The organism is Microbacterium testaceum StLB037 (assembly GCF_900104345.1).
Classification (GTDB): Bacteria; Actinomycetota; Actinomycetes; order Actinomycetales; family Microbacteriaceae; genus Microbacterium; species Microbacterium testaceum_A.
This window is the reverse complement of sequence record NZ_FNJN01000002.1, coordinates 428,972-452,015: the sequence shown is the minus strand read 5'-3', so window position 1 is coordinate 452,015 and position 23,044 is coordinate 428,972. Positions and strand designations below refer to the sequence as shown.

At 70.5% G+C, this 23,044-nt stretch carries 20 protein-coding genes; 5 read left to right on the top strand and 15 right to left on the bottom strand.

The window, feature by feature from the left end; all coding sequences use genetic code 11:
• Positions 1–73 precede the first annotated feature (73 nt).
• The 7 genes from BLS25_RS05460 to BLS25_RS05430 all read right to left on the bottom strand — a co-directional run bounded on the left by BLS25_RS05460 (position 74) and on the right by BLS25_RS05430 (position 6,991).
• Positions 74–553, bottom strand: coding sequence for an NUDIX hydrolase (locus BLS25_RS05460; protein ID WP_074694705.1), 480 nt, complete (start codon positions 551–553; stop codon positions 74–76).
• On the bottom strand, positions 553–2,193 hold the full coding sequence (locus tag BLS25_RS05455) for a DUF4407 domain-containing protein (protein ID WP_074694704.1): 1,641 nt from the start codon (positions 2,191–2,193) through the stop codon (positions 553–555). Before BLS25_RS05455 ends, BLS25_RS05460 begins: the two co-directional genes overlap by 1 nt.
• Positions 2,194–2,340: 147 nt before the next feature.
• On the bottom strand, positions 2,341–3,354 hold the full coding sequence (locus BLS25_RS05450) for an aldo/keto reductase family protein (RefSeq protein WP_074694703.1): 1,014 nt from the start codon (positions 3,352–3,354) through the stop codon (positions 2,341–2,343).
• Positions 3,355–3,463: 109 nt separating this feature from the next.
• Entirely contained in the window at positions 3,464–4,096 is a 633-nt protein-coding gene (locus tag BLS25_RS05445; RefSeq protein WP_074694702.1) for a response regulator transcription factor, read from the bottom strand.
• On the bottom strand, positions 4,093–5,316 hold the full coding sequence (locus BLS25_RS05440; protein WP_074694701.1) for a sensor histidine kinase: 1,224 nt from the start codon (positions 5,314–5,316) through the stop codon (positions 4,093–4,095). The genes BLS25_RS05445 and BLS25_RS05440 overlap by 4 nt, the downstream gene beginning before the upstream one ends.
• Complete coding sequence (locus BLS25_RS05435) at positions 5,316–6,119, bottom strand: ABC transporter permease (RefSeq protein WP_074694700.1); 804 nt, start codon at positions 6,117–6,119, stop codon at positions 5,316–5,318. The genes BLS25_RS05440 and BLS25_RS05435 overlap by 1 nt, the downstream gene beginning before the upstream one ends.
• Positions 6,116–6,991 (bottom strand): ABC transporter ATP-binding protein, encoded by an 876-nt coding sequence (locus BLS25_RS05430; protein WP_074694699.1) that lies wholly within the window; start codon positions 6,989–6,991, stop codon positions 6,116–6,118. Before BLS25_RS05430 ends, BLS25_RS05435 begins: the two co-directional genes overlap by 4 nt.
• A gap of 243 nt (positions 6,992–7,234) precedes the next feature.
• On the opposite strand from BLS25_RS05430, the gene BLS25_RS05425 reads away from it, so the two are divergent.
• The 4 genes from BLS25_RS05425 to BLS25_RS05410 are packed head-to-tail and all read left to right on the top strand — an operon-like array spanning position 7,235 to position 13,247.
• A complete protein-coding gene (locus BLS25_RS05425; protein WP_256335540.1) occupies positions 7,235–8,713 on the top strand; it encodes a glycosyltransferase family 2 protein in 1,479 nt (492 codons plus the stop codon).
• Positions 8,710–10,698 (top strand): glycosyltransferase family 39 protein, encoded by a 1,989-nt coding sequence (locus BLS25_RS05420; protein WP_074694698.1) that lies wholly within the window; start codon positions 8,710–8,712, stop codon positions 10,696–10,698. The genes BLS25_RS05425 and BLS25_RS05420 overlap by 4 nt, the downstream gene beginning before the upstream one ends.
• Positions 10,699–10,728: 30 nt before the next feature.
• Entirely contained in the window at positions 10,729–11,610 is an 882-nt protein-coding gene (locus tag BLS25_RS05415) for a DUF4397 domain-containing protein (RefSeq protein WP_074694697.1), read from the top strand.
• Entirely contained in the window at positions 11,607–13,247 is a 1,641-nt protein-coding gene (locus tag BLS25_RS05410; RefSeq protein ID WP_081349690.1) for a class F sortase, read from the top strand. Before BLS25_RS05415 ends, BLS25_RS05410 begins: the two co-directional genes overlap by 4 nt.
• A 105-nt stretch (positions 13,248–13,352) precedes the next feature.
• Here BLS25_RS05410 and rlmN read toward each other — a convergent pair whose 3' ends face one another.
• From rlmN to BLS25_RS05385, 5 genes are all read right to left on the bottom strand, one after another.
• Positions 13,353–14,636: a dual-specificity RNA methyltransferase RlmN gene (rlmN, locus tag BLS25_RS05405; protein ID WP_074694696.1), complete on the bottom strand. Its 1,284-nt coding sequence runs from the start codon at positions 14,634–14,636 to the stop codon at positions 13,353–13,355.
• Positions 14,637–14,848: 212 nt separating this feature from the next.
• A complete protein-coding gene (locus tag BLS25_RS05400; protein WP_056224536.1) occupies positions 14,849–15,115 on the bottom strand; it encodes an HPr family phosphocarrier protein in 267 nt (88 codons plus the stop codon).
• Positions 15,116–15,133: 18 nt separating this feature from the next.
• Positions 15,134–15,964: a PRD domain-containing protein gene (locus tag BLS25_RS05395; RefSeq protein ID WP_074694695.1), complete on the bottom strand. Its 831-nt coding sequence runs from the start codon at positions 15,962–15,964 to the stop codon at positions 15,134–15,136.
• 44 nt (positions 15,965–16,008) lie between these two features.
• Complete coding sequence (locus BLS25_RS05390) at positions 16,009–17,460, bottom strand: glycoside hydrolase family 1 protein (RefSeq protein ID WP_074694694.1); 1,452 nt, start codon at positions 17,458–17,460, stop codon at positions 16,009–16,011.
• Positions 17,447–19,348, bottom strand: coding sequence for a beta-glucoside-specific PTS transporter subunit IIABC (locus BLS25_RS05385; protein ID WP_074694693.1), 1,902 nt, complete (start codon positions 19,346–19,348; stop codon positions 17,447–17,449). Before BLS25_RS05385 ends, BLS25_RS05390 begins: the two co-directional genes overlap by 14 nt.
• A 315-nt stretch (positions 19,349–19,663) precedes the next feature.
• On the opposite strand from BLS25_RS05385, the gene BLS25_RS05380 reads away from it, so the two are divergent.
• Entirely contained in the window at positions 19,664–20,521 is an 858-nt protein-coding gene (locus BLS25_RS05380) for a Cof-type HAD-IIB family hydrolase (protein ID WP_074694692.1), read from the top strand.
• A 138-nt stretch (positions 20,522–20,659) separates the two neighbouring features.
• Here BLS25_RS05380 and BLS25_RS05375 read toward each other — a convergent pair whose 3' ends face one another.
• From BLS25_RS05375 to BLS25_RS05365, 3 genes are read right to left on the bottom strand one after another with little or no spacing between them, the layout of a single operon-like run.
• Positions 20,660–21,490: an SDR family oxidoreductase gene (locus BLS25_RS05375; protein ID WP_074694691.1), complete on the bottom strand. Its 831-nt coding sequence runs from the start codon at positions 21,488–21,490 to the stop codon at positions 20,660–20,662.
• Positions 21,487–22,266 carry an enoyl-CoA hydratase/isomerase family protein gene (locus BLS25_RS05370; protein WP_056224547.1) on the bottom strand — a complete coding sequence of 260 codons (780 nt, stop codon included), beginning with the start codon at positions 22,264–22,266 and terminating at the stop codon, positions 21,487–21,489. Before BLS25_RS05370 ends, BLS25_RS05375 begins: the two co-directional genes overlap by 4 nt.
• On the bottom strand, positions 22,263–23,024 hold the full coding sequence (locus tag BLS25_RS05365; protein WP_074694690.1) for an SDR family NAD(P)-dependent oxidoreductase: 762 nt from the start codon (positions 23,022–23,024) through the stop codon (positions 22,263–22,265). The genes BLS25_RS05370 and BLS25_RS05365 overlap by 4 nt, the downstream gene beginning before the upstream one ends.
• Between the last annotated feature and the right edge of the window lie 20 nt (positions 23,025–23,044).

Below are 23,044 nucleotides of genomic sequence, written 5' to 3'. Positions count from 1 at the left end.
CCCGGCGCCCCCGCAATCACGCGGGTCGGCGTCGGGGCCGTCGCCGTTTCTCCTGCGTTCTGCCCGGGGCGCGTCAGGACGCGGGCAGCTCCGACAGCGCGGCTTCGAGCGCGTCGATCGCGGGGCGCTGGCCCTTCACGAGCGCTTCGCGCGCGGCATCCGGAGCCATCCACTCCGCGCGGTCGACCTCGGGGAACGACGCCGTCTTCCCGGAGCGGGGCGGCCACGCCATCTCGAATGTGCCGAACGTGAAGTCGGATGCCGTGAACCCGGCGCCGTCGCCCACGAAGACGACCACCTTCTTGCCGCTCAAGGACGCGAAGGTGCCGAGCTCCGCCCACTCGACCTGGGGCGGCTCGACGCCGAGCTCTTCGCGGAACTCGCGGCGCGCGGCATCCAGAGCCCCTTCGGATTCGGGGTCGAACTCGCCCTTCGGGATCGACCAGGCGCCGGCGTCCTTCTTCGCCCAGAACGGTCCGCCCATGTGCGCGATGAACACCTGCGGCTCCGGCGTCAGCCGGTACAGCAGCAGTCCCGCGCTCCACACGACCATCAGGTGACGGTGGCCGGCACGCGGTTCGCCTCGTCGGCGATGATGTCGGCGCGCTTGCGGAACGTCCGCGCCGAGACGCGGTCGAGGGCGATCTGACCGCGCATCTTCTCCGCCTTCTCGTACAGGGAGGGACCACCGAACCCGGTGAGCACCTTCACGAGCACGGGCAGCAGCTCGATCATGAAGAACAGCGCGGCGATCAGGTAGTGCGCCCAGCGCAGCGTCGGTTCGCGGTCCGACAGGCGTTCGAGGGCCGTGATCTGACTGAGCAGACCCACCGCTCCCGCGTTGCCGTCGGCGACGGACGACGCCCGCGCGTTGTACGCGGCGAGCGCCGACTCGTACTGCGCTCGCGCGGCGGGCAACTGGTCCTCGGCCTGCTGCTTGTTCTGGTCGGCCGACGAGGCGGCGGCCTCGGCCCCGGCGGAGTTCGCGGCGGCGAGGGTCGACTGCGCCTGCGCGAGCTGGGTCGACAGCGAGTCGTAGGCCGACTGCGCCTGAGCGAGCTGCGCCTGCGCCGCATCGGAACTCGCGCCGTTGCCGGCGACGCCCGTACAGCCCGGAACCGTCCCGGCGCCCTGGCCCGTGAGCTCGCACTGGTACACCGCGCGCGCCTGGTCGATGACGGTCTGCTGCGCGGCGAGCTGCTGCGTCAGCTGATCGACGCTCTGCTGAGCCGCGGCGGATTCGGCCGAGGTCGACGAGGTTCCGGTCACGATGCCGGTCGCCGCCTGGTTCTCGAGCGCCGACACCTGCGCGCTCGCGGCGTCGAGCGCCTGCTTCTCGGGGCCGCTGGTCACGGCATCCTGGTCGGTGAGGGCCTGTGTGACGTTGGTGGAGTTCACTTCGCGCACGATGTCGTTCTGGAACACCTGCAGCACGAGCGGCTCGGCGACGACGATGCCGATCAGTGCCGCCATGATCACGCGGGGCATGGCCAGGCCGAGCAGGCGGAAGATGTTCTTCGTCGAACGCATCGTCGAGGTGAGGAAGCGGTCGAGGTTGAAGATGATGAGGCCCCACACGATCGCGAGCGGCACGGCGAGCCACAGGCTCACGCGCACTCCCGTCAGCAGCGCGAACATCATCGACAGCGACGAGACCAGAGCGGTTCCGGCGAGCACGAGGAACATCTGCACGAAGCGCGGCACCTCTTCGGGCACCTCGTCGAGGACGTCGTTGTCGGCGCCGCCGAGCACCGCCATCCGGCGGATCAGGGACAGACGCGGTCGTCGAGGATCGTGACGGCGCAGGCGGGGCTGGCGCGGCTCGGATGCCGCGGGCTCGGATGCCACGGGCTCGGGCGCCTCGTCGGGGATCACCGCGGTCTCGTCGTCGGGGCGGGAGCGCTCGGAGCGGTCGATCACCACGGTGTCGTGGTCGTCGGCGGGGGCGTCGTCGCGGGGCGTCTCGACCGGCTCCGCGTCGCGCGCGTCGACGACGAACGGGTCGACGGGCTCGTCGTCTGCGGGCGGGGCGCCCCACGGCTCGGACGTGTGGTCCTGGGCCTCGGCGGGGCGGTGAGCCGCGTTCTGCGCGGCGAGGATGTCGTCGAGATACTGCTCGCGTTCCTCGTCCGTCGTGAACTCGATGCGGCCATCGGAGCCGAAGCGGCCCGGCCGGTGAGCGGAAAAGGACATTCGCACAGAGTACGACGCCCACCCTGCCCTCTCCTGAGCGGCGCCTGAGGCGCAGCCGAGCGGCCTTCTTCGCCTCGCAGCGCGGCGGAGCGCGCCCCGCAGCGCGGCGGAGCGGAGCCGAAGCCCCGCCCCACCGTCGTCCGCGGGTCAGGCCACGCGCTGCTTCGGCGATACCTCGTAGGTGTTCTCTGGGTCGGAGTACACCGCGTCGCCGAGGGCCGAGTCGATCGCGGCGAGGGTGTCGGCATCCAGGGTGACTCCCGACGCCTTCACGGTGTCCGCGAGCTGTTCGGGTCGCGATGCACCCACCAGGGCTGCCGCGATGTTCGGGTTCTGCAGCACCCACGCGATCGCGAGCTGCGGCATCGAGAGTCCGGCTTCGTCGGCGATGGGCTTGAGGCGCTGAACGGCTTCGAGGGTGTCGTCGTTCAAGAAGCGCTTGATGAACGTGGCACCGCTCTTCTCGTCGGTCGCGCGCGAGCCCTCAGGCACGGGCTGACCCGGCAGGTACTTGCCGCTCAGCACGCCCTGGGCCATCGGCGACCAGACGATCTGCGAGATGCCGAGCTCTTCGCTGGTGGGCACGACCTTGCCCTCGATCACGCGCCACAGCATGGAGTACTGCGGCTGGTTCGAGATGAGCTGGATGCCGAGCTGCTTCGCGAGCGCGTGCCCGTCGCGCAGCTGCTCTGCCGTCCACTCCGAGACACCGATATAGAGCGCCTTGCCCTGGCGCACGATGTCTGCGAAGGCCTGGAACGTCTCTTCGAGCGGGGTCTCGTAGTCGAAGCGGTGCGCCTGGTAGAGGTCGACGTAGTCGGTGCCCAGGCGCTTGAGCGACCCGTTGATGGAGTCCATGATGTGCTTGCGGCTGAGGCCGGTGTCGTTGGGGCCCGCGGGGCCGGTGGGGAAGTAGACCTTGGTGAAGATCTCGAGCGACTCGCGCCGCTGCCCCTCGAGGGCCTTGCCGAGAACCGTCTCGGCGGCCGTGTTGGCGTAGGCGTCTGCGGTGTCGAACGTCGTGATGCCGGCGTCGAGCGCGGCGTGCACCGTGGCGATCGCCGCGTCGTCACCGACCTGCGAGCCGTGGGTCACCCAGTTGCCGAGGGTGATCTCCGAGATCTTGAATCCACTGTTACCGAGATAGCGATAAGCGACCATTCCTCCACGCTAGACCCGGCCACCGACACCGGGGCCGCGGCATCCGGATATCCGCGTGAGGGGTCAGAATGTGTCGCGTGAAGCGCCGGAAGCGACCGATTCCGACCTCTCACGAGGGCGACCGCAGGATGCCGAGCTCCATCGCCCGCGTGACGGCGCGCGTGCGATCCGCCACCTCGAGTTTCGTGAAAGCTTTGAGCAGATGCGTCTTGACCGTCGCCTCGCCGAGGTGAAGACGGACGCCGATTTCGCGGTTGCTCAGCCCCTCGGCGACGTGCGAGAGCACCTCGACCTCTCGAGGGGTCAGCGTCGGCACGTCGGGCGCCCGCCTCGCCTGCCCCACCAGCACCCGGGCGACGCTCGGCGCGAGAGCCACCTCGCCGGCTGCGACCGCGCGGATGCCCGCGATCAGCTCCGCTTCGGGAGCGGCCTTCAACAGGTACCCGCTCGCCCCCGCGGCGATCGCGCGCATGATGACGTCGTCGCTCTCGTAGGTCGTCAAGACGATGACACGCGTCGCGGGCACGCTCTCGCGCAGCATCGCGGTCGCCTCGTCGCCGTCGCGGCGCGGCATCCGCATGTCCATCAGCACCACATCGGGACGTTCCTTCTCGACGAGGTCCACGACCTCCACCCCGTCGGAGGCCGCTCCGACCACGTCGATCCCGTCTGCGGCGTCCAACAAGCCGACGAGCCCCGCGCGCACGATGGGGTGGTCGTCCGCGACGACGACGCGGATCACGAGCGTCCCGTCCTGACAGGGACGCCGGCGCGCACCGTCGCAGCCCCGGGGGTGCCGTCGACCTCGAGCGACCCGCCGAGGGCGCCCAGGCGTGCACGCAACCCCTCGATGCCGAAGCCGTGCGCGTGGGCGGTGGCGTCGAAACCGACGCCGTCGTCGCGCACGGTGACCTCCACGACGCCGTGCCGCTCGGCGAGAGTCACCTCGACGCGACGGGCGCCGGAGTGCCGTCTCGCGTTCGACAGGCCCTCCTGCGCGCACCGCAGGAGCGCCACCTCGGCCTCACGATCGAGCGGCGGTACGGCCGACGTCACGAGCTCGACGTCGAGACCCGTTTCGCGGACGGCCCGCGCGACCACCGTGCGCAACGCTTCGGTCAGTCCGCCGGCCCCGACCGAGGCGGGGGCTCCCCCGGCGACCAGCTCTCGCGTCTCGGCGAGCGCTGCCCGTGCGGCCTCCTCGACGAGCTCGAGGGTCGACGGCGACAGAGCTCCCTCGACCAGCTCGCGCCGGGCGCGCTGCGCGAGCATGACCGTCCCCGCGAGGCTCTGCGCGATCGTGTCGTGCATCTCGGCGGTGAGGCGCTCGCGCTCGGCCATCGCGCCGGCGTCGTGATGCAGAGAGGCGAGTTCGCTCTGCGCTGCCGTCAACTCGGCGACGAGGACGTCGCGTTCGGAGCCGTACCGCGAGATTCCGCTGATCCAGAGCCCCAGCACGACGGCGGAGACGAACGACGCGCCCTGTACGAAGGCCATGACCGCCCACGATCCTCCACCGGTCCAGGGCAGCAGCGCGGCGAAGATCGACGCGGCCGAGACGAAGCACGCACCCACCGCGATGCGGGTCGACGCGGCCAGCGTCCACAGCAGCGGGAAGACCCAGAACTGCAGCATCGCGAGCCACGGCACGAGAAAGGTCAGCAACGCGACCACGACCACCGTGACCACCATGGTGACCACGTCGAGCGCGCCCATCGTCCCCGCCTCCCGCCGCAGCAGACGGGGCAGCACGAGCAGGATGAACACGGTGTAGGCACCGAGAAGCGTCAGCGCAGCGACGGCCGAGGCCCACGGGATGCCGGCGACGACCGCGGATGCCACGGCGATGCCCGCACCCAGGATTCCCGCCGCGAGGAAGGCGACGATCCACCCTCGCGTCGTGGGGAGTCCGACATCCGCCCCGTCCGAGGCGACGACCGGGGTGGCGGTGAGTTGCGACATCACGCGTCCTTCCGAATCCAGCGGAACGTCAGCCGCACGAGCGCGAGCCCGAGCACCAGCCACAGCCCCGTCACCAGCAGGATCAGCGGGTGGTCCCACGAGCCCGACGGCTCGCCCGCCGCGAAGCCCTCGGGCAAGAACACCGAGCGGAAGCCCTGCGCGAGCCACTTCAACGGGAAGACGCTCGCGACGTTCTGCAACCACTCGGGGAGGGCGGCGAAGTTGATGTAGACGCCCGAGATGAACTGCAGCAGCAGCACGATCGGAATGACGACGCCCGTGGCGCTGCGGCCGGTGCGGGGCAGAGCCGACAGGCCGATGCCCAGGATCGCGCAGGTGGTCACGCCCAGCAGGAATACCCACGCGAAGGTCAGCCAGCGCTCCGGGTCGGTCGGCAGCGGTACGCCGAAGAACACCGCGGCCACCACGATGAGCAGCGCCGACTGCAGGAATCCGGTCACCAGCACCTGCCCGAGCTTGCCGATGAAGTACGACACCGGACTCAGCGGGGTTCCGCCGAGGCGTTTGAGCGTGCCGTCGCTGCGCTCCATCGCGATGTCGATCGACATGTTCTGCAGACCCGACAGCAGCACGCCCGCGGCGAGCATCGCGGGGAGGTAGAACTGCGCGGCATCCACCTCGTCTCCGGGCGGGCCGAAGGTCTGCGCGTCGAAGGCGACGGCGAAGATCAGCAGGATCATCACGGGGAACAGGAACGTGAAGAACACCGAGTCGCCCTGGCGGAAGTACGAGCGCACCTCGAACGCGACACGGGCGGCACCCAGCCGCAGCACGCGGCTCACGCGGGGCCTCCCGCCGCGGTCGTGCGGCGCGCTTCGTCGCCGAGGAACGAGAGGTACACGTCTTCGAGGCTCGGGCGCACGACCTCGAGCCGCTCGGGTTCGCCGAGACGGGCGTAGAGCTGCGCGACCACCGCTCCGGGATCCTGCGTGCGCTGCTCGCGGGTCTCACCGCCCTCGCGCCACCGCACGAGAGGCACACGGGCATCCGGTCCGCCGAGTTCGTCGATACGACCGACGGATGCCATTTCTCCGCCGACGATGATCGCCGCGCGTTCCGCGAGTTCGGCTGCCTCGTCGAGGTAGTGGGTGGTCAGCAGGATCGTCGTGCCCTCGCGTTGCAGGTCGCGGATGAGGTCCCAGAACTGCCGTCTGACCTCGGGGTCGAAGCCGGTCGTCGGCTCATCGAGGAACAGCAGTTCCGGTCGGCCGACGATGCCGAGAGCGACATCGACGCGACGCCGCTGCCCGCCCGACAGCTTGCGCACCGAGACCTTGGCCTTCTCGCTCAGTCCGACCGAGGCGATGACCTCGTCGACATCGCGCGGGCGCGGGTAGAACGAGGCGAAGTGCGCCAGCAGCTCCCGCACGCTCGCCGTGGGCGCTTCGCCGGTGTTCTGCAGCACGATGCCGAGCCGCGCCTTCCAGTCGAGGCCGCCGCGGTGCGGGTCGATGCCGAGCACGCGCACCTCGCCGCTCGTGCGGTCGCGGTAGCCCTCGAGGATCTCGATGACCGTGCTCTTGCCCGCGCCGTTGGGACCGAGCAGCGCGAACGTCTCGCCCCGGCGGATGTCGAACGACACCCCGCGCAGTGCCTCGAGGCCCCCTCGATAGGTCTTGCGCAGGTCCTGGACCTCGACGACGTTCTCGCTCATGCCCTCAGTCTGGTGGTGCGCGACACCGACGGGAACGACGACCCGGGGGACTCGGCATCCCCCGATCGGTGGATGCCCCTCGACACGACGCCGACGAGAGCGAACCCTGACAATCGCCTGTGCCATCCAAACCATTCCCCCCGTGCACCCCCGAATCACCCGTGCGAGACGTTTCACCCCCGGTCGTCGCGCATCTCCCCTTACCGCCCTCGAACCGTCCACGTGGACGCTGGAGGTTGTCTTTTGTCGTTCCCGCACGTGCACCCGATCACCGCGGCCGCACCCGGCCCCACCCCCGAACCGCTCCTCACCCCGGTGGCCCCCGATCCCGGGCAGGGCTCGACCGGCGTCACCGATACCGTCGTCCCCGTTCAGCCCGGCACCACCGTCACGGGTGGGTTCCTGCCCGACTGGTCGATCGGCGAATGGCTCGGCTACGGCGGCGTCATCGTGCTCGCGATCGCCCTGACCGTCGTCGCGACGACGACGTTGTGGTGGATGCTCCACGCCTGGCGTTCGGCAGATGACCTGCGCGCCACGCAGTTCAGCTCCTCGCCCCGCGCCGCGCGGCACCGCTTCACGCTGCTCGTGCCCGGCCGGCACGAGGAAGAGGTCATGGGCCAGACGCTCGACCGCCTCGCGCAACAGGATCACCCCGATTTCGAGATCATCGCCATCGTCGGCCACGACGACCCCGGCACCGAGCTGGTGGTGCGTCAGGCCGCCGCACGGCATCCCGATCTCATCAAGGTCGTCGTGGACGACAGCGTCCCCAAGAACAAGCCCAAGGCTCTCAACCGCGCCCTGCAGATCGCGACCGGCGACATCGTCGGCGTCTTCGACGCCGAGGACGAGGTGCACCCTGGCCTGCTGACGGTCGTGGACTCGAAGTTCCAGGAGACCGGTGCCGATGTCGTGCAGGGCGGCGTGCAGCTGATGAACTTCGAGACCAGTTGGTGGTCGCTGCGCAACGTCCTGGAGTACTACTTCTGGTTCCGCTCGCGCCTGCACTTCCACGCCCGCTCCAAGTTCATCCCCCTCGGCGGCAACACCGTGTTCGTCACCCGCGATCGCCTCGCGTGGTCGAAGGGGTGGGACGACCAGTGCCTCGCCGAGGACTGCGAGCTCGGCGTGCGGCTGTCGAGCGACGGCGCGAAGGTCGTCGTCGCCTACAACCCCGAGTACGTCACGCGCGAAGAGACCCCGCCGACCCTGAAGTCGCTCTACAAGCAGCGCACGCGCTGGAACCAGGGCTTCCTGCAGGTCCTCGGCAAGGGCGAGTGGAAGGCGCTGCCGACGCTGCGCCAGCGCATGTACGCCCGCTATCTGCTGAACATGCCGTTCCTGCAGGCGGCGACCGGACTGCTGATCCCCATCTCGCTGGCTTTCATCCTGCTCGTGAAGGTGCCGACCCCGGTGGCTCTGCTGACCTTCCTGCCCCTCGTGCCCACGATCATCACCCTCGTCGCCGAGGCGGCGGGACTGACCGAGTTCGGGCGCGTCTACGGCAAGAAGGTGCGCGTGCGCGACTACGTGCGCCTGGTGCTAGGACTCGTGCCCTACCAGGTGTTCCTCGCCGCCGCCGCCGTGCGCAGCGTCGTACGTCAGCTGCGCGGCGACAGCAGCTGGGAGAAGACCGAGCACACCGGTGCCCACCGCGACGCCGTGACCCCGTCCACCGCACCCGACCTCGTCGGCGCCGGCTCGGAGGTGACCCGATGACCTCGACGATCGACCGCGTCCCCACCGGGACCATCCCCTCCGACCGCGCATCGGCCGGCCTGCGCCGCCGCGTCTCGCCCTGGCGCGCCCGGCTCGGCGACGCGCTGTGGCTGCTTCCTCCCCTCGTCCTCGGCCTGGTGGTCAACGCCCTGAACCTCGGCGGCTCCCCGCAGCGCATCGACGATGAGGGCACGTACACCGCGCAGGCGTGGAGCATCGGCAACCTAGGCGAGCTCACGCACTACACGTACTGGTACGACCACCCGCCCCTCGGGTGGATGCAGATCGCGGCCTGGGTCGGTCTGACCGACGGCTGGAACCGCTACGACATCGCCGTGATCGCCGCCCGCGAGGCGATGCTCGCGGCCACCGCCGCGGCCGCCGTTCTGCTGTGGTTCGTCGTGCGCCGCATCGGATTCGCCCGGTTCACGGCATCCGCGGCGGTCCTCCTGTTCCTGCTGTCGCCGCTCGCGGTGCAGTTCCACCGGCAGGTGTACCTCGACAACATCGCCACCGCGTGGCTGCTCGCCGCGTTGCTGCTGGCGATGAGCCGCCGCGCCCAGCTGGCCGGCTACCTCGGCGCCGCGGCCGCGTTCGGCGTCGCCGTCCTGACGAAAGAGACGTACCTGCTCGCGCTGCCGCTGGTGGCGTGGTTCATGTGGCGCGGCGCGGACCGCACCACGCGCCGGTACACCCTGTCGGTCGCCGCGGCCGTGCTGGGGCTGATCGGCCTCGCCTACGTCGCCTTCGCCCTGGTCAAGGGCGAGGTCGCTCCCGCCCCCGGGCGCGTGAGCCTGTGGGACGGACTCGCGTTCCAGCTGTCCTCGCGCGAGGGCAGCGGATCGCTGTTCGACCCCGAGAGCCTCATGTCGCGCACCGTCGGATTGTGGTGGCAGCTCGATGCCGTGCTCATCGTCACGGCGCTCGCGGCCGCCGTCACGGCGCTGTTCGTGCGTCGCCTGCGCCCCTGGGCGATCGCCCTGCTGGCCCTGACGGCGTTCATGTTCCGCGGGGGGTACCTGCCCGTGCCGTACGTCATCATGCTGCTGCCGTCCGCGGCCGTGATCGTCGCCGGAATGGGTCAGGTGGCCGTCGAGGCCCTGCGCTCCCACGGCGCCCTGCGGCGCATCGGCGGCGTCGCCACCGCCGTCGGACTCATCGTCGCCGTGCTTGCCGCGGGTCCGCTGTGGGCCGCGCAGCTGCGCGGGTTCCTGCTCGCCGACCTCGATCGTCCCCTGCGCGACGCCGAGGCGTGGATGTCGCAGAACGCCCCCGCCGACTCGCGCATGCTCGTGGACGATGCGATGTGGGTCGACCTCGTACGCGCCGGGTTCGAGCGCGAGAACGTGGTCTGGTACTACAAGGCCGACACCGACACCGACGTGCAGCAGCTCGCCCCCGACGGGTGGCGCGACTACGACTACGTGATCACGACGGACTCCATGCGCACCTTCCCGACCGAGTTCCCGACCGTGCGCCAGGCGATCGAGAACAGCGCCGTCGTGGCGTCGTTCGGCGAGGGCGCGCAGAAGGTCGACGTGCGCCTGGTCGACACCGCGCAGGCGGCGCTCGCGCAGGCCGCCGACGACGGCCTCTACGCCGCCCGATCGGTGGCCGGGCAGCAGGTGCTGCAGAACCCCGACGTCGGCGTCCCCGGCGAGGAGCAGGACCTGCTCACCTCGGGCGTCGTCGACGGACGCATCCTGCTGACCCTCGGCCAGCTCTCGTCGCAGGGCCGGATCGACGTGGCCGACATTACGCAGCTCGAGGGCGATCCCTCAGGTGTCCATCGCCAGCTCGTCGTCAGCTCGTTCGCCGGTCAGGACGCCCGGGGGAATGCCGCCGGGGCCGACGCCCTGCTGCGCTTCTACGAGTCGCTGACCGGCCCCCTGCGCCCGGTCTCGGTCGAACGCGGTGACGCGGGCGTAGTCATCACGTTCTCGCCCGACGAGCCGGTCGACCTGCTCCCCCGCCCCACCTCCTGATCCTCTCTTCCCCCCAACGAAAGGACCGCCATGTTCCGTGCACTCCCCTCCCTCCGTCCCGCGCGGCTCGCTGCGATCGGCGCCGCCGCCCTGCTCGCCGCCGGGATCGGCGTCGCCACCGCCCCCGCCGCCTCCGCTACCCCCACCGCGCCCGGGGGCTGGGCGCGCGTGGCGCACCTCTCCCCCGACACCAAGTCGGTCGACGTGCAGCTGACGGCGCTCGCCGGCGGGGCCGTCGTGTACGAGCTCGACGACGTCGCCTACGGCGCGGTGAGCCCCTACATCCCCCTCACCGACGGCACGTACGTCGTGTCGATGGTGCCCTCGGATGCCACCGACGGCACACAGCCGGTCGTGCAGCAGTCGATCGACATCGCCGAGGGCGAGCCCGTCACGGTCGCCGCGTACGGCCGAAACGCCGACCTGAAGACCACGGTCTTCCAGGACGATCTCTCGGCCCCCGCCGCCGGCCAGGCGCGGGTGCGCGTCGTGCAGGCCTCGACGGTCGAGCCGACGGTGAACGTCGACACCGCCCAGGGGCGTCCGATCGCCCGCGACGTGCCCGCGGGATCGGCAACCGATTACGCCGCGGTGCCGGCCGGCTCGTGGAACCTCGAGCTGACGGGGGCGGACGATTCGGCGACCTCGGCCGTGAACCTGCCGGCGGGATCGGTCTCGACCCTTTTCGTCCTCGATGACGCCCAGGGCGCGCTGACGGCGCAGACCATCACCGACTCGGCGACCCTCGCCGACATGCCGGTCGGCGGCATCCACACCGGCGGCGGCGGCACCTCCACCGCGACCACCGCACCCACGGGTGCCGCGATGGCGGGCGCCGGTGCGGCGGCGGCGGCGCTGGCCGCCGTCGCGTTGATCGCGGCGCGCCGCCGCCGGGGCGAGGCGGGCGCGTGACGTTCGCGCGCCGAGCGTCCGCGGTCGGCGCCGTCGCGGCCGTCGTCGCCCTGACGTTGGCGGCGTGCAGCACCGCGACCGAGCCTGAACCCGACACCGCCGACCGCACCACCGCGACGGCCGAGGCTTTCCTGGACACGTACGTCGACGCCGGTCGCGTGGTGCGCACCGACCAGGGCGGCGACACGGTCAGCGAGGGGCAGGCGTACGGCTTGCTCCTCGCTGTCGCCGCCGACGACCCGTCGCGCTTCGACAGCATCTGGGAGTGGACGACCACCCACTTGCAGCGCGACGACGGCCTGCTGGCGTGGCAATGGAAGGACGGCGCGGTCGTCGACGAGCAGCCCGCCTCGGACGCCGACCTCGACGCGGCGCGCGCCCTGGTGCTCGCGGGCGACGCCTTCGGTCGCGACGACCTCCGCGATCAGGGCGTGGCCCTGGGTGCGGCCGTCCTCGACGAGATGACGACCCAGACCGCGATCGGCCGCATCCTGCTCCCGGGGCCGTGGGCGACGGCATCCCCCCATGCCTACAACCCGTCCTACGCGTCTCCTGCCGCGTTCGACGTGCTCGCGCGCGCATCGGGCGATTCCCGGTGGGAAGAACTGGCCGCGGGCAGCAGAGCGGTGACGAGCGCGCTGATGGATGCCAACACCCTGCCGACCAACTGGGCCACGGTCGCCGACGACGGCGCCGTCGCGCTCGCGGGTTCCGCGGGCGGCGGGGGCGAGCCGGCCTACGGGTACGACGCTGCGCGCACGACCATCCGGTTCGCCGAGTCGTGCCGGGACGACGACCGCGCGCTCGCCGCGCGCGTGGCGGCGGTACTCCCCGGCGACGACGAACTGCCCGCCGAGCTCGACGCGGGGGCGGGCGCCCTCACGTCGGACCGGCACCCGGTCGCGTACGCCGCGCGGGCGGCCGCCCTCGGGGCGAGCGGGCGCGACGACGAGGCGCGGGCCGATCTGCAGCGCATGGCCGACACCGCGGCATCCACCCCCACGTATTACGGTGCGGCCTGGACGGCGCTGGCGACGGCGATGCTCACCGACGACGTGCTCGACGGCTGCCCGACTCTCGGCGGCGACGGTACGACAGCGGGCCCTGCCGGCGCAGCGGATGACACGGGGACCACGGCGCCGGGGGTCGGCGCCGCGGGCGGATTCCAGAACCCGGTCGCCCCCACGGCGGGCAATACCGCCGTGCCCGTGCACATCTCGATTCCGGCGATCGGAGTGGACTCGGACCTCATCGGACTCGACCGCGGGGCCGACGGGTGGATCCAGTCCCCGCAGGACTACGACGCGGTCGGGTGGTACGAGAAGGGTGTCCTGCCCGGAGAAGTCGGTCCCGCGGTCATCGCGGGGCACGTCGATTCACCCACGGGGCCGGCGGTGTTCTACGACCTGCCGAGGCTGACGCCCGGCGACACGGTGTCGGTCCGCCGCGCGGACGGGTCGACCGCCGACTTCGTGGTCACCGGGCTGCAGACCGTTGAGAAGAACAGCTTCCCGACCGAGTCGGTCTACGCGCCGACGCCGACGCCGCAGTTGCGGCTCGTAACGTGCGCGGGAGCGTGGGACCCGGCCAGCGGCCACTACGTCGACAATCTCGTCGTGACGGCCGTCGCCGTCTAATCGCGGCCTCGGATGCATGCGGCGGGTCGCGCGGAACCTCATCGTCCGCCCGCGTAAGCACGAATGCCCCCGGCCGCTCGGGCCGGGGGCATTCGTGCAGGGGGGTCAGCCGACCGGGGTCGCCTCGGCCGCCGCTTCGTCTTCTTCGGTCGCGACGAGCTGGCCGCACGCCCCGTCGATCTCTTTGCCGCGGGTGTCGCGGAGGGTCGTGGGGATGCCGGCGTCGTTGAGGCGGCGTACGAACTCGTTCTGCACGGGCACCTCGGATGCCGTCCAGATCGAGCCGGGCGTCGGGTTCAGCGGGATCGGGTTCACGTGCACCCAGCCGCGACCGCGGGCGTTGAGCTTCTCGGCCAGCAGGTCGGCGCGCCAGGCGTGGTCGTTCATGTCCTTGATCAGGGCGTATTCGATCGAGACGCGGCGCCCGGTCTTGTCGAAGTAGGCGCGCGCGGCATCGAGGGCCTCGTCGACCTTCCAGCGGGAGTTCACCGGGATGAGCTCGTCGCGCAGGTGGTCGTCGGGGGCGTGGAGCGAAAGGGCGAAGGTGACCGGGATGTCCTCGTCGGCGAGCTTCTTGATCGCGGGGACGAGTCCGACGGTCGACACCGTGATGCCGCGGGCGCTCATGCCCAGGCCGTGCTCCTTGTCGACCATCACGCGCACGGCCTGCATGACGCGCGCGTAGTTGGCGAGCGGCTCGCCCATGCCCATGAACACGATGTTCGACACGCGGTCGAGCGAGTGGTCGTCGCGCTTCTTGCCGCCCAGACCGCCGGCGGCGATGAGGGCGTTGGCGCGCACGATCTGCTCGATGATCTCGGCGGCCGACATGTTGCGGGTCAGTCCCGCCTGCCCGGTGGCGCAGAACGGGCAGTTCATGCCGCACCCCGCTTGCGAAGACACGCACAGCGTGATGCGGCCGGGATAGCGCATGAGCACCGACTCGACGAGGGCGCCGTCGTGCAGCTTCCAGAGGAACTTGATCGTGTCGCCACGATCGGTCTCGAGCCGGCGCACCTCGGTGAGCAGGGGCGGCAGCATCCCCGCGACGAGCTCTTCACGACCGGATGCCGGGAGGTCGGTCATGTCGGCGGCATCCGACGTGTAGTGCGTGAAGTAGTGCTTCTCGAGCTGCTTCGCGCGGAAGCCCGGGAGGCCGACCTCCTTGAGCTTGGCGATGCGCTCGTCATGCGTGAGGTCGGCGAGGTGCACGGGCGGCTTGCCGCGCTTGGGGCTGGCGAACTGCAGCAGCGGACGACCGGTCTCGTCCTTGGCCTGCTGCCAACCTTCGGTCTTGGGGCGCACCTGGCGGATGCCGGTGTCGGCCGGGGCCCCCTCGGGGCGCACCGAGCGGGGCGTCGTCGTGCGCACGGGGGGCTGATCAGTCATGGTTTCCAGGGTACCGGGCGCATCTGCACCGTGGCTGGGCGCGGTACCGGCTCGTGTGAGGGGTCACGAAGTGTCGCCTCGTGAGGCGGCAGGCGACAGATTCCGACCCCTCACGCGAGCCACGGAGAAGGGCCGGACCCCAGAGGGCACGTGAGGGGCCGGGATGCCGGGCGTCGGGGGGTACACCCGGCGCGGCCCCTCACGCGATCGAGTCAGGCGGCGTCGAGATCCTGCTCGAGCAGCGCCTGAAGTTCGTCGGCGACGCGGTCGGCCTCGGGACCGTCGACCTCGAGGGCCACCTCGTCGCCCGTCTTCACGCCGAGCTGCAGCAGAGCGAGGATGCTGCGGGCGTCGACGGAGGTGTCACCGGCGGCGAGGGTGACGGTGTGCTTCGACGCCGCGGCCGCGCGGGCGAGAGTCGCCGCGGGGCGGGAGTGCAGGCCGGAGGACGAGCCGAAGACGGCGGTGCGCTGTGCCATGGGGACCTTTCGGGGTGTTCAGCTCGACTGGGCGCGAGCGATGTGCAGGGCGAGGTAGCCCACCTCTTCGTCGGAGATGGCCACCTCGTGCTCCTTGAGGACGAACGCGCGGATGCGTTCGGCCGTCGCGACGGCGCGCGGGTGCTTGGCCGTCATGGTCGCGAAGAGCAGGTCTTCGTCCTGACCGGCGAGGCGGTCGCTGAACAACCGCTCCGCGAAGAACTGCAGGTGGGTGAGGAACCGACGGGTGTGGAGGTCGTCGGCATCCAGGGTCACTCCCCCGGAGTGCGTGACGATCGTCGTGATGTCCGACACGAGCCCGACCACCCGCATCGAGTCGACGGCCGGTCGTCCCACCTCGGAGTTGACGAGATGGAAGGCGATGTTGGCGGCCTCCTCGTCGGGAAGTGACATCCCTGTTCGGTCGCGGAGCAGTCCGAGGGCGCGAAGGCCCACCTCGTATTCGCGCGGGTAGACGGTTCGCACCTCCCACGCCAGGCGGTTGGTGACCTGCAGGCCCCGCCGTTGACGCTCCACCGCGAAGTGCAGGTGATCGGTGAGCGTGAGATAGATGTGCGCGTCGAGTTCGATGCCCGCCTTCTCGGCATCCATCACGATCGCCCTCGTGAGCTCGACGAAGCCTCCGGGGATCTGTGCGAGCAACTCGACGAGGTTCCGTTGATCGGCGTCGTCGAGCGCGACGAACACCCGATCCGTCGATCCGGGGGCGACGGTGTCGCCCGGGCGCGCGGCGAAGCCGATGCCCTTGCCCAACAGCACGCGCTCCACGCCGCGCTCGTCCTCGACGAGCACGACGCTGGAGTTCAGCACCTTCTTGATGATCTGCATGGGTGTCTCCGTCGACCCCGGCGGACGCGCAGCGAGTGCGGTCGTCACGCCAGGTCGGCCCCGTTCGAGGCGATGACCTTCTGGTACCAGAAGAACGAGTCCTTGCGACGCCGTTCGCCGGTGCCGTTTCCGAGGTCGTCCTGATCGACGTGGATGAAACCGTACCTCTTCGAGATCTGCGACGACGAGGCGCTGATGATGTCGATCGGCGCCCAGCTCGTGTAGCCGCGCAGTTCCACGCCCTCGTCGACCGCGCGGATCATCTCCGCGAAGTGAGAACGGAAGTAGTCGATGCGGTACGGGTCGTGGATACGGCCGTCGTCCGTCAGCTCGTCGCGCATGCCCAGGCCGTTCTCCACGATGAACAGCGGCTTGCCGTAGCGGTCGTAGAGGTCGATGAGAGAGATGCGCAGGCCCACCGGGTCGATCTGCCACCCCCACTCGCTGGACGGCAGGAACGGGTTCTTCACGCCGAGCACCGTGTTGCCGGGGGTCCGCTCGGCATCCGGGCGCACCGATTCGGTGAGGGTCATGTAGTACGAGAACGAGATGTAGTCGACCGGGTGCTCGCGCAGCAGCTCGACGTCGCCCTCGGCGAAGGGGATCGTGATGCCCTTGGCCTCGAGCGCCTTCAGCGCCAGCCGCGGGTACGCCCCTCCGGCCTGGACGTCGGTGCACAGATAGAGCAGTCGTTCCTTGGCCTGGGTCGCCGCGACGTCGTCGGGGTGGCAGGTGTTCGGGTAGGTGGTGAGCATCGTGAGCATGCACCCCATCTCCGACTCCGGCCACATCTCGTGCAGCATCTTCGTCACCGACGCGGATGCCACGAACTGGTGGTGCAGCGCCGTGTAACAGGCCTGTTCCAGCGACCCCTCGACGGTCTCGTCGATGATGCCGCCCGAGGTGAACGGGTGACGGATGATGCCGTCGATCTCGTTGAACGACAGCCAGAGGTCGACGAGGTGGCCGAAGCGCTCGAAGCACGTGCGCGAGAACCGCTCGAAGAGGGCGATCGTGCTGCGGTCGACCCACGCGTTGTTCTTCAGGGCGAGCGCGAGAGGCGGGTCGTAGTGCGACAGGGTCACCAGGGGGCGGATGCCGAGACGGCGCATCTCGGTAAAGAGGTCGAGGTAGAACGCGATGCCTTCTTCGTTCGGTTCGAGCTCTTCGCCGGTCGGGTACAGCCGCGACCAGGCGATCGACACGCGCAGCACCGAGAAGCCCATCTCGGCGAACAATGCCAGGTCTTCGCGGTAGCGGTGGTAGAAGTCGATGCCGCGGCGCTTGGGGAAGAAGGCGATGTCGTCATCGGCCATCGCGGCGGCGATGGACTCCAGCGTGTGCTGGTGGTGCACCGCGTACTCGCGCGGGTCGACGTTCGGCCGGTACTTCGACACGTCCGAGACCGCGGGACCGCGGCCCCCTTCGTTCCAGGCACCCTCGGCCTGATTGGCGGCGAGTGCGCCGCCCCAGAGGAATCCGTCAGGCAATCCCATTCGCAGTCTCCTTCGCATCGGTCGACAGCAGAGCGGCGCCCCCGGCGACGCGTCCGGTGACGAGGGGGGCGACGTCGTAGGCGTCGCCGTTGAGCACGACGACGGGCGTCGTGATGTCGAGTCCGGCGGCCTCGATCGCCGCGAGGTCTGCGGTCAGCACGTGCTGACCCGCCTCGACGCGGTCGCCCTGGGCGACGTGGGCGGTGAAGGGCGCGCCCTCGAGGCGCACGGTGTCGAGGCCCACGTGCACGAGCACCTCGAGGCCGTCGTCGCCCAGGATGCCGAGCGCGTGGCGCGAGGGCAGCAGGCTCGACACGGTGCCGGTGATGGGGGCCCGCACCTCGCCGTCGGTGGGGCGGATGGCGACGCCGGGTCCGAGGATGCCTCCCGAGAACACCGGGTCGTCGACCTTCTCGAGGGCGATGACCTCACCCGTCATGGGGGCGACGATCTCGCCTGCGGCGCGTGCCGCAACCGGGGTCGACGTGCCCGCCTGCTTCTCGAGCAGACGCACGGTGGCCGAGTCGGAGTCCTTCCAGATCACCAGCGACACGATGAACGAGGTGATCATGGCGACGAGGGCGCCGATGACCGCGTGCAGCAGGTTCCACGGGTTGGCCATGTCGATGAACATCGAGATGGACGCCGCTCCCGGGCTGACGAGAGCGAAGGCCGAGATCGCCGCGATGCCGAGGTACGAACCACCCACGAACGCTCCGATGACGACCGAGATGATCGCGCGGCGGTTCTGCAGCGTCACACCGTAGAGCGCCGGCTCGGTGATGCCGAAGAACGCGGAGATGCCCGACGAGATCGCGGTGCCGCGCAGCGTCTTGTTCTTCGTGCGCACGGCGATCGCGAGGCTCGAGCCCGCCTCGGCGAGGTTGTGGGCGAGCGAGGCGACGAGGTAGAAGCTCTCCTTGCCCGCGGAGGCCATCGTGGCCACCGTGGGCGGGATGAACGCCTTGTGCATGCCGACCGAGACGATGAACGGCAGGGCGGCGGCCATCAGCGCGACGGCGATCCAACCAAGGGTGCCGTACAGCCACAGCATCGCCCCGGTCAGCAGGGTGCCCAGGAAGAAGCCGAGCGGACCGAGCAGGAAGATCGTGGCGGGCGCCACGATGACGAAGCAGATCAACGGCACGAGGAACGTGCTGATGACGCTGGGGCTGATGCGGCGGGCGAAGCGCTCGACGACGGCGAGCAGCAGCACGGCGAGGATCGGGGGGAACACCTGTGCGTTGTACGCGATCGCGGGCACCGTCAGACCGAACAGCGCGACGCCGCCCTCCTGGGTGAGAAGACCCGCGAAGGTCGGGAACACCAGCAGGCCGACGATGCCGAGCGCGAGCGGGATGTTCACGTCGAGCTTCTTCGCGGCGGTGTAGGTCACCAGCAGCGGGAGGAAGAAGAAGACCGCGTCGGGGATCGCGGTGAGCACCTGATAGGTCTGATCGGTCGTCTGCAGCCAGCCGAGCGCGACGGCGAGGATGAGGAACGACTTGAAGATTCCCGCACCGGCGACGGCGGGGATGATCGGGGTGAAGACGCCGACGACGAAGTCCATGAACACCGACCCGGCGCGCTTGAGGGTCAGCTTCGGCGTGGCGGAGTCGACGCGCGCCGCGGCGCGCGTGCCGCTCCCGGTGCGGAGCTTCTCGATGTCGCGGAAGTAGTCGTTGACGCCCGAGCCCACGATCACCTGGGTCTGGGTGCCCAGCACCACGCCGATGACGCCGGGCGTGGCCTTGAGGGCGGCCTCATCGGCCTGCGAGTCGTCGGCGAGCGTGAAGCGGAGGCGGGTCGAGCAGTGGTGGAGCGAGGCCACATTGGCCGCTCCGCCGACGTGCTCGAGGATCGCGCGGGCGCTGTCCTGAGTGGTCATCGAAGTCCTTCCTTGGATCGAAGGACACGCGTCGCGACGTCGACTCCGAAGTCGCCCGGGCAACAAAAAAGGACCCGAAGGCGGTGCTCTCGCACTGCGTTCGGATCCTGCCTGCATGACCAGTCACATGTCCGTCGGCGACTCTACACGACGATTCCCGGATGCCGAATCGCGACGTCGAACGCGCGGGCCGGTCGAGTAGCGTGGCGGTGTCGTCGGTTCTCCCGAGACCGGGATCGATGGCCCTCGACGCGGCATCCGCCGTCGATCCCCCGACCTGATCCGCGCCTCGGCGCCGATCGCTGTGGAGTGCACATGACCCGCATCGCCTTCCTCGACGTCGACGGCACGATCCTCGAGCACGGTTCGGTGATCGCCCCCTCGACGGTGACCGCCGTGCGGAAGGCGCGCGAGAACGGCCACCTCGTGTGGCTCTCCACCGGGCGATCGGCGGGCGACATCCACCCCGAGGTGCTGGCGATCGGCTTCGACGGGGCGATCACCAACGGGGGCGCGTACGCGACCCGCGGCGGCGATCCCGACGAGGACGCCCTCCTCGTCGAGCAGCCGATGCCCCGCGCAGACGTCGACGCCCTCGAGCGCTACTTCGAGGCTCACGGCATCCACTACTTCCTCCAGACCCACGGGGGCGTGTACGCGAGCGCCGGCATGGGTCCCGTGATGACCGAGTACCGCCGCGAACGGCACGAGAAGCGCGCCGCCGAGCTCGAAGCCGAGGGCTTGCCGCCCGAGCAGCCGCTCTGGCGCGAGCCGCGACCGGTCTCGGAGGTCGACCGCGATGCCGTCGCGAAGGCCGTGTTCGTCAGCCCGTCGACCGACACCGTCGCGCACGCGGCGGCTGCGCTCGGCGAGGGCTTCCACGTCATCCCGGGCTCGATCCCGCTGCCCGGCGGGTCGAACGGCGAGATCGGTCAGGCCGGCGTCACCAAGGGCTCCGCGATCACGGCGGTGCTCGATCAGTTGGGCCTGTCGGCGACGGATGCCATCGGCATCGGCGACAGCTGGAATGACGTCGAGATGTTCGAGGTCGTCGGCACGCCCGTCGCGATGGGCAACGCCGCGCCGGAGCTGCAGCGTCTCGCCGGCCGCGTGACCACCGCGGTCCTCGACGACGGCGTGCACAACGCGTTCGCGGAGCTCGGCCTGATCTGAGGTCGGGCCCCGCCCCTCAGCCCCGCCTCAGTCCGATAAACGCTGATCCTCCAGAGACACGCGGCGGCACGGCGTGTCTCGAAAGGATCGGCGTTTATCGAGGCGCGAGGGGCGTCGCCGCTGCCCCCGCGCCGCGCGTCAGTCCAGGAAGATATCGGGGTACATCGCCTCGTCGGGGGTGCCCGGCACGGCGGCGTATCCCGAGAAGTCGGTGACCCCGGCGGCCTGCAGCACGTCTTCGACGATGAGCGTCTGCCCGGTGCGCTCGCGCGCGGGCGCGATCAGCACCTCGTAGGCCGCGTCGGCGTAGATCTCGGGCGTGCGTGAGACGGCCATGAGCCGGTCGCCGCCGATGACGTTCTGCACGGCAGCGGTCGCGATCGTCGTGCGCGGCCAGAGCGTATTGGCCGCGATGCCGGCGTCGGCGAACTCGGCCGCGAGCCCGAGGGTGGCCATCGTCATGCCGAACTTCGCGAGGCTGTACCCCGTGTGAGCCCCGAGCCACTTCGGCGTGACGTTCAGCGGCGGCGAGAGCGACAGGATGTGCGGGTTCTCGGCGTCCTTCAGCTGGGGCACCGCAGCGCGCGAGAGCAGGAACGTCCCGCGCACGTTGACGTCCTGCATGAGGTCGTACTTCTTGGTCGCGAGCTCGAGCGAGCCCGAGAGGTCGATGACGCTGGCGTTGTTGACGACGATGTCGATACCGCCGAACTCGCCGACCGTGCGCATCACGGCCTCGGTGATCGAGGCCTCGTCGCGCACGTCGCCCACGATCGGCAGCGCCTGCCCGCCGGCCGCGCGGATCTCGTCCGCCGCCGTGTGCACCGTGCCGGGGAGCTTCGGGTGCGGGGTGTCGGTCTTCGCGAGCATCGCGATGTTCGCGCCGTCGCGGGCCGCGCGCAACGCGATCGCGAGGCCGATGCCGCGACTTCCGCCCGACATGAGGATGGTCTTCCCGGCAAGCGTCACGAGCGTTGTCCTTTCGCGGAAGCGGCGGCGAACGCGGCGACCCGCGCTCGCGCTTCGGGGGTCTCGAAGGCCGCGCCGATCGTGGCGGCCTCGTCGTCGAGGTTCTCGGCGAGCGTGCGCGCGGCGCCCACGCGGACGAGGCGCGTGGCCTGCCCGAACGCGGCGGTCGCCCCCTCGAGCCAGAAGCGCGCGATCTCGTCGACGCGCGTCACCAGATCTGCGGATGCCACGACCTCGGCCACCAGACCCCAGTCCAGGGCCTCCGCGGCGGTGAGCATGCGGTCCTGCAGAAGCAGCTGCAGCGCGCGGCGCTGGCCGATCGCGGCGGGCAGCAGTGTCGAGACGCCCAGGTCGGGGGTGAGTCCGATGTTGGCGTAGCGGCTGACGAAGCGCGCGTTCTCGCTCGCGACGATGTAGTCGGCCGTGAGCATGAGCCCGAGCCCTCCGCCGGCGACGGCGCCCTGCACGGCGGCGACCATCGGCAGGGGGGCCTCGGCGAAGGTGCGGATGCCGTCGTGGATCGCGTGCGCCGTTTCGGTCACGTCGCTCCCCGCGGCGCCCGTAGTGGACATCGCCACGACGTCGCCGCCCGCGCAGAACGCGGGGCCGTTGGCATCCAGGATCACCGCTCCCACTGCGGAGTCGGAGGTGACCTCGTGGGCGACCTCGCGCCAGCGGCGGGCCATCGGGAAGTCCATTGCGTTCAGCGAGGCGGGCCGGTCGAAGGTGACGCGCGCGAGCCCGTCCTCGATGTGGAGCAGGATGCCGTCGGTCATTTCGGTGCCATTCTGATCGCGCCGTCGAGGCGGATGGTCTCGCCGTTGAGGTAGCCGTTGTCGGCGATCGCGAGCACGAGGCGCGCGTATTCGTCGGGGGCTCCGAGGCGCGAGGGGTAGGGCACCTGCTGGCCCAGCGAGTCCTGTGCCGCCTGCGGGAGTCCTTTGAGCATCGGCGTCTCCATGATCCCGGGGGCGATGGTGACGACGCGGATGCCGTGGCGGGCGAGCTCCCGGGCGATGGGGAGCGTCATGGCGTGCACGCCACCCTTGCTCGCGGAGTACGCGGGTTGGCCGATCTGTCCGTCGAAGGCCGCGACGCTCGCGGTGTTCACGATGACGCCGCGGTCACCGCCCTCGGTGGGGTCGGTCTTCGCGATGACGGCGGAGGTCTGCGCGATGACGTTGTAGGTGCCGATGAGGTTGACGCGGATGACGCGTTCGAAGTCGGCGAGCGCCGAGGGGTTCCCGTCGCGGTCGAGCACCTTGGCGGGCGGCGCGATCCCCGCGCAGTTGACGACGACGCGAAGCGGTCCCGCGTCGGCGGCGAGGGCGGCGGCCGCGGCGATCTGCTCGGCATCCGTCACGTCGGCGGCGGCGAACGATCCGCCCAGCTCTTCGGCGATCGCGGCCCCGTTCGATGTGGGCAGGTCGACGATCGTGACGCGCGCTCCCGCCTCGGCCAGACGGCGCGCGGTGGCGAGTCCGAGGCCCGAGGCACCGCCGGTGACGAGGGCGGATGCTCCTGCGATATCCATGCGTTCTCCTTCGAAGCTGA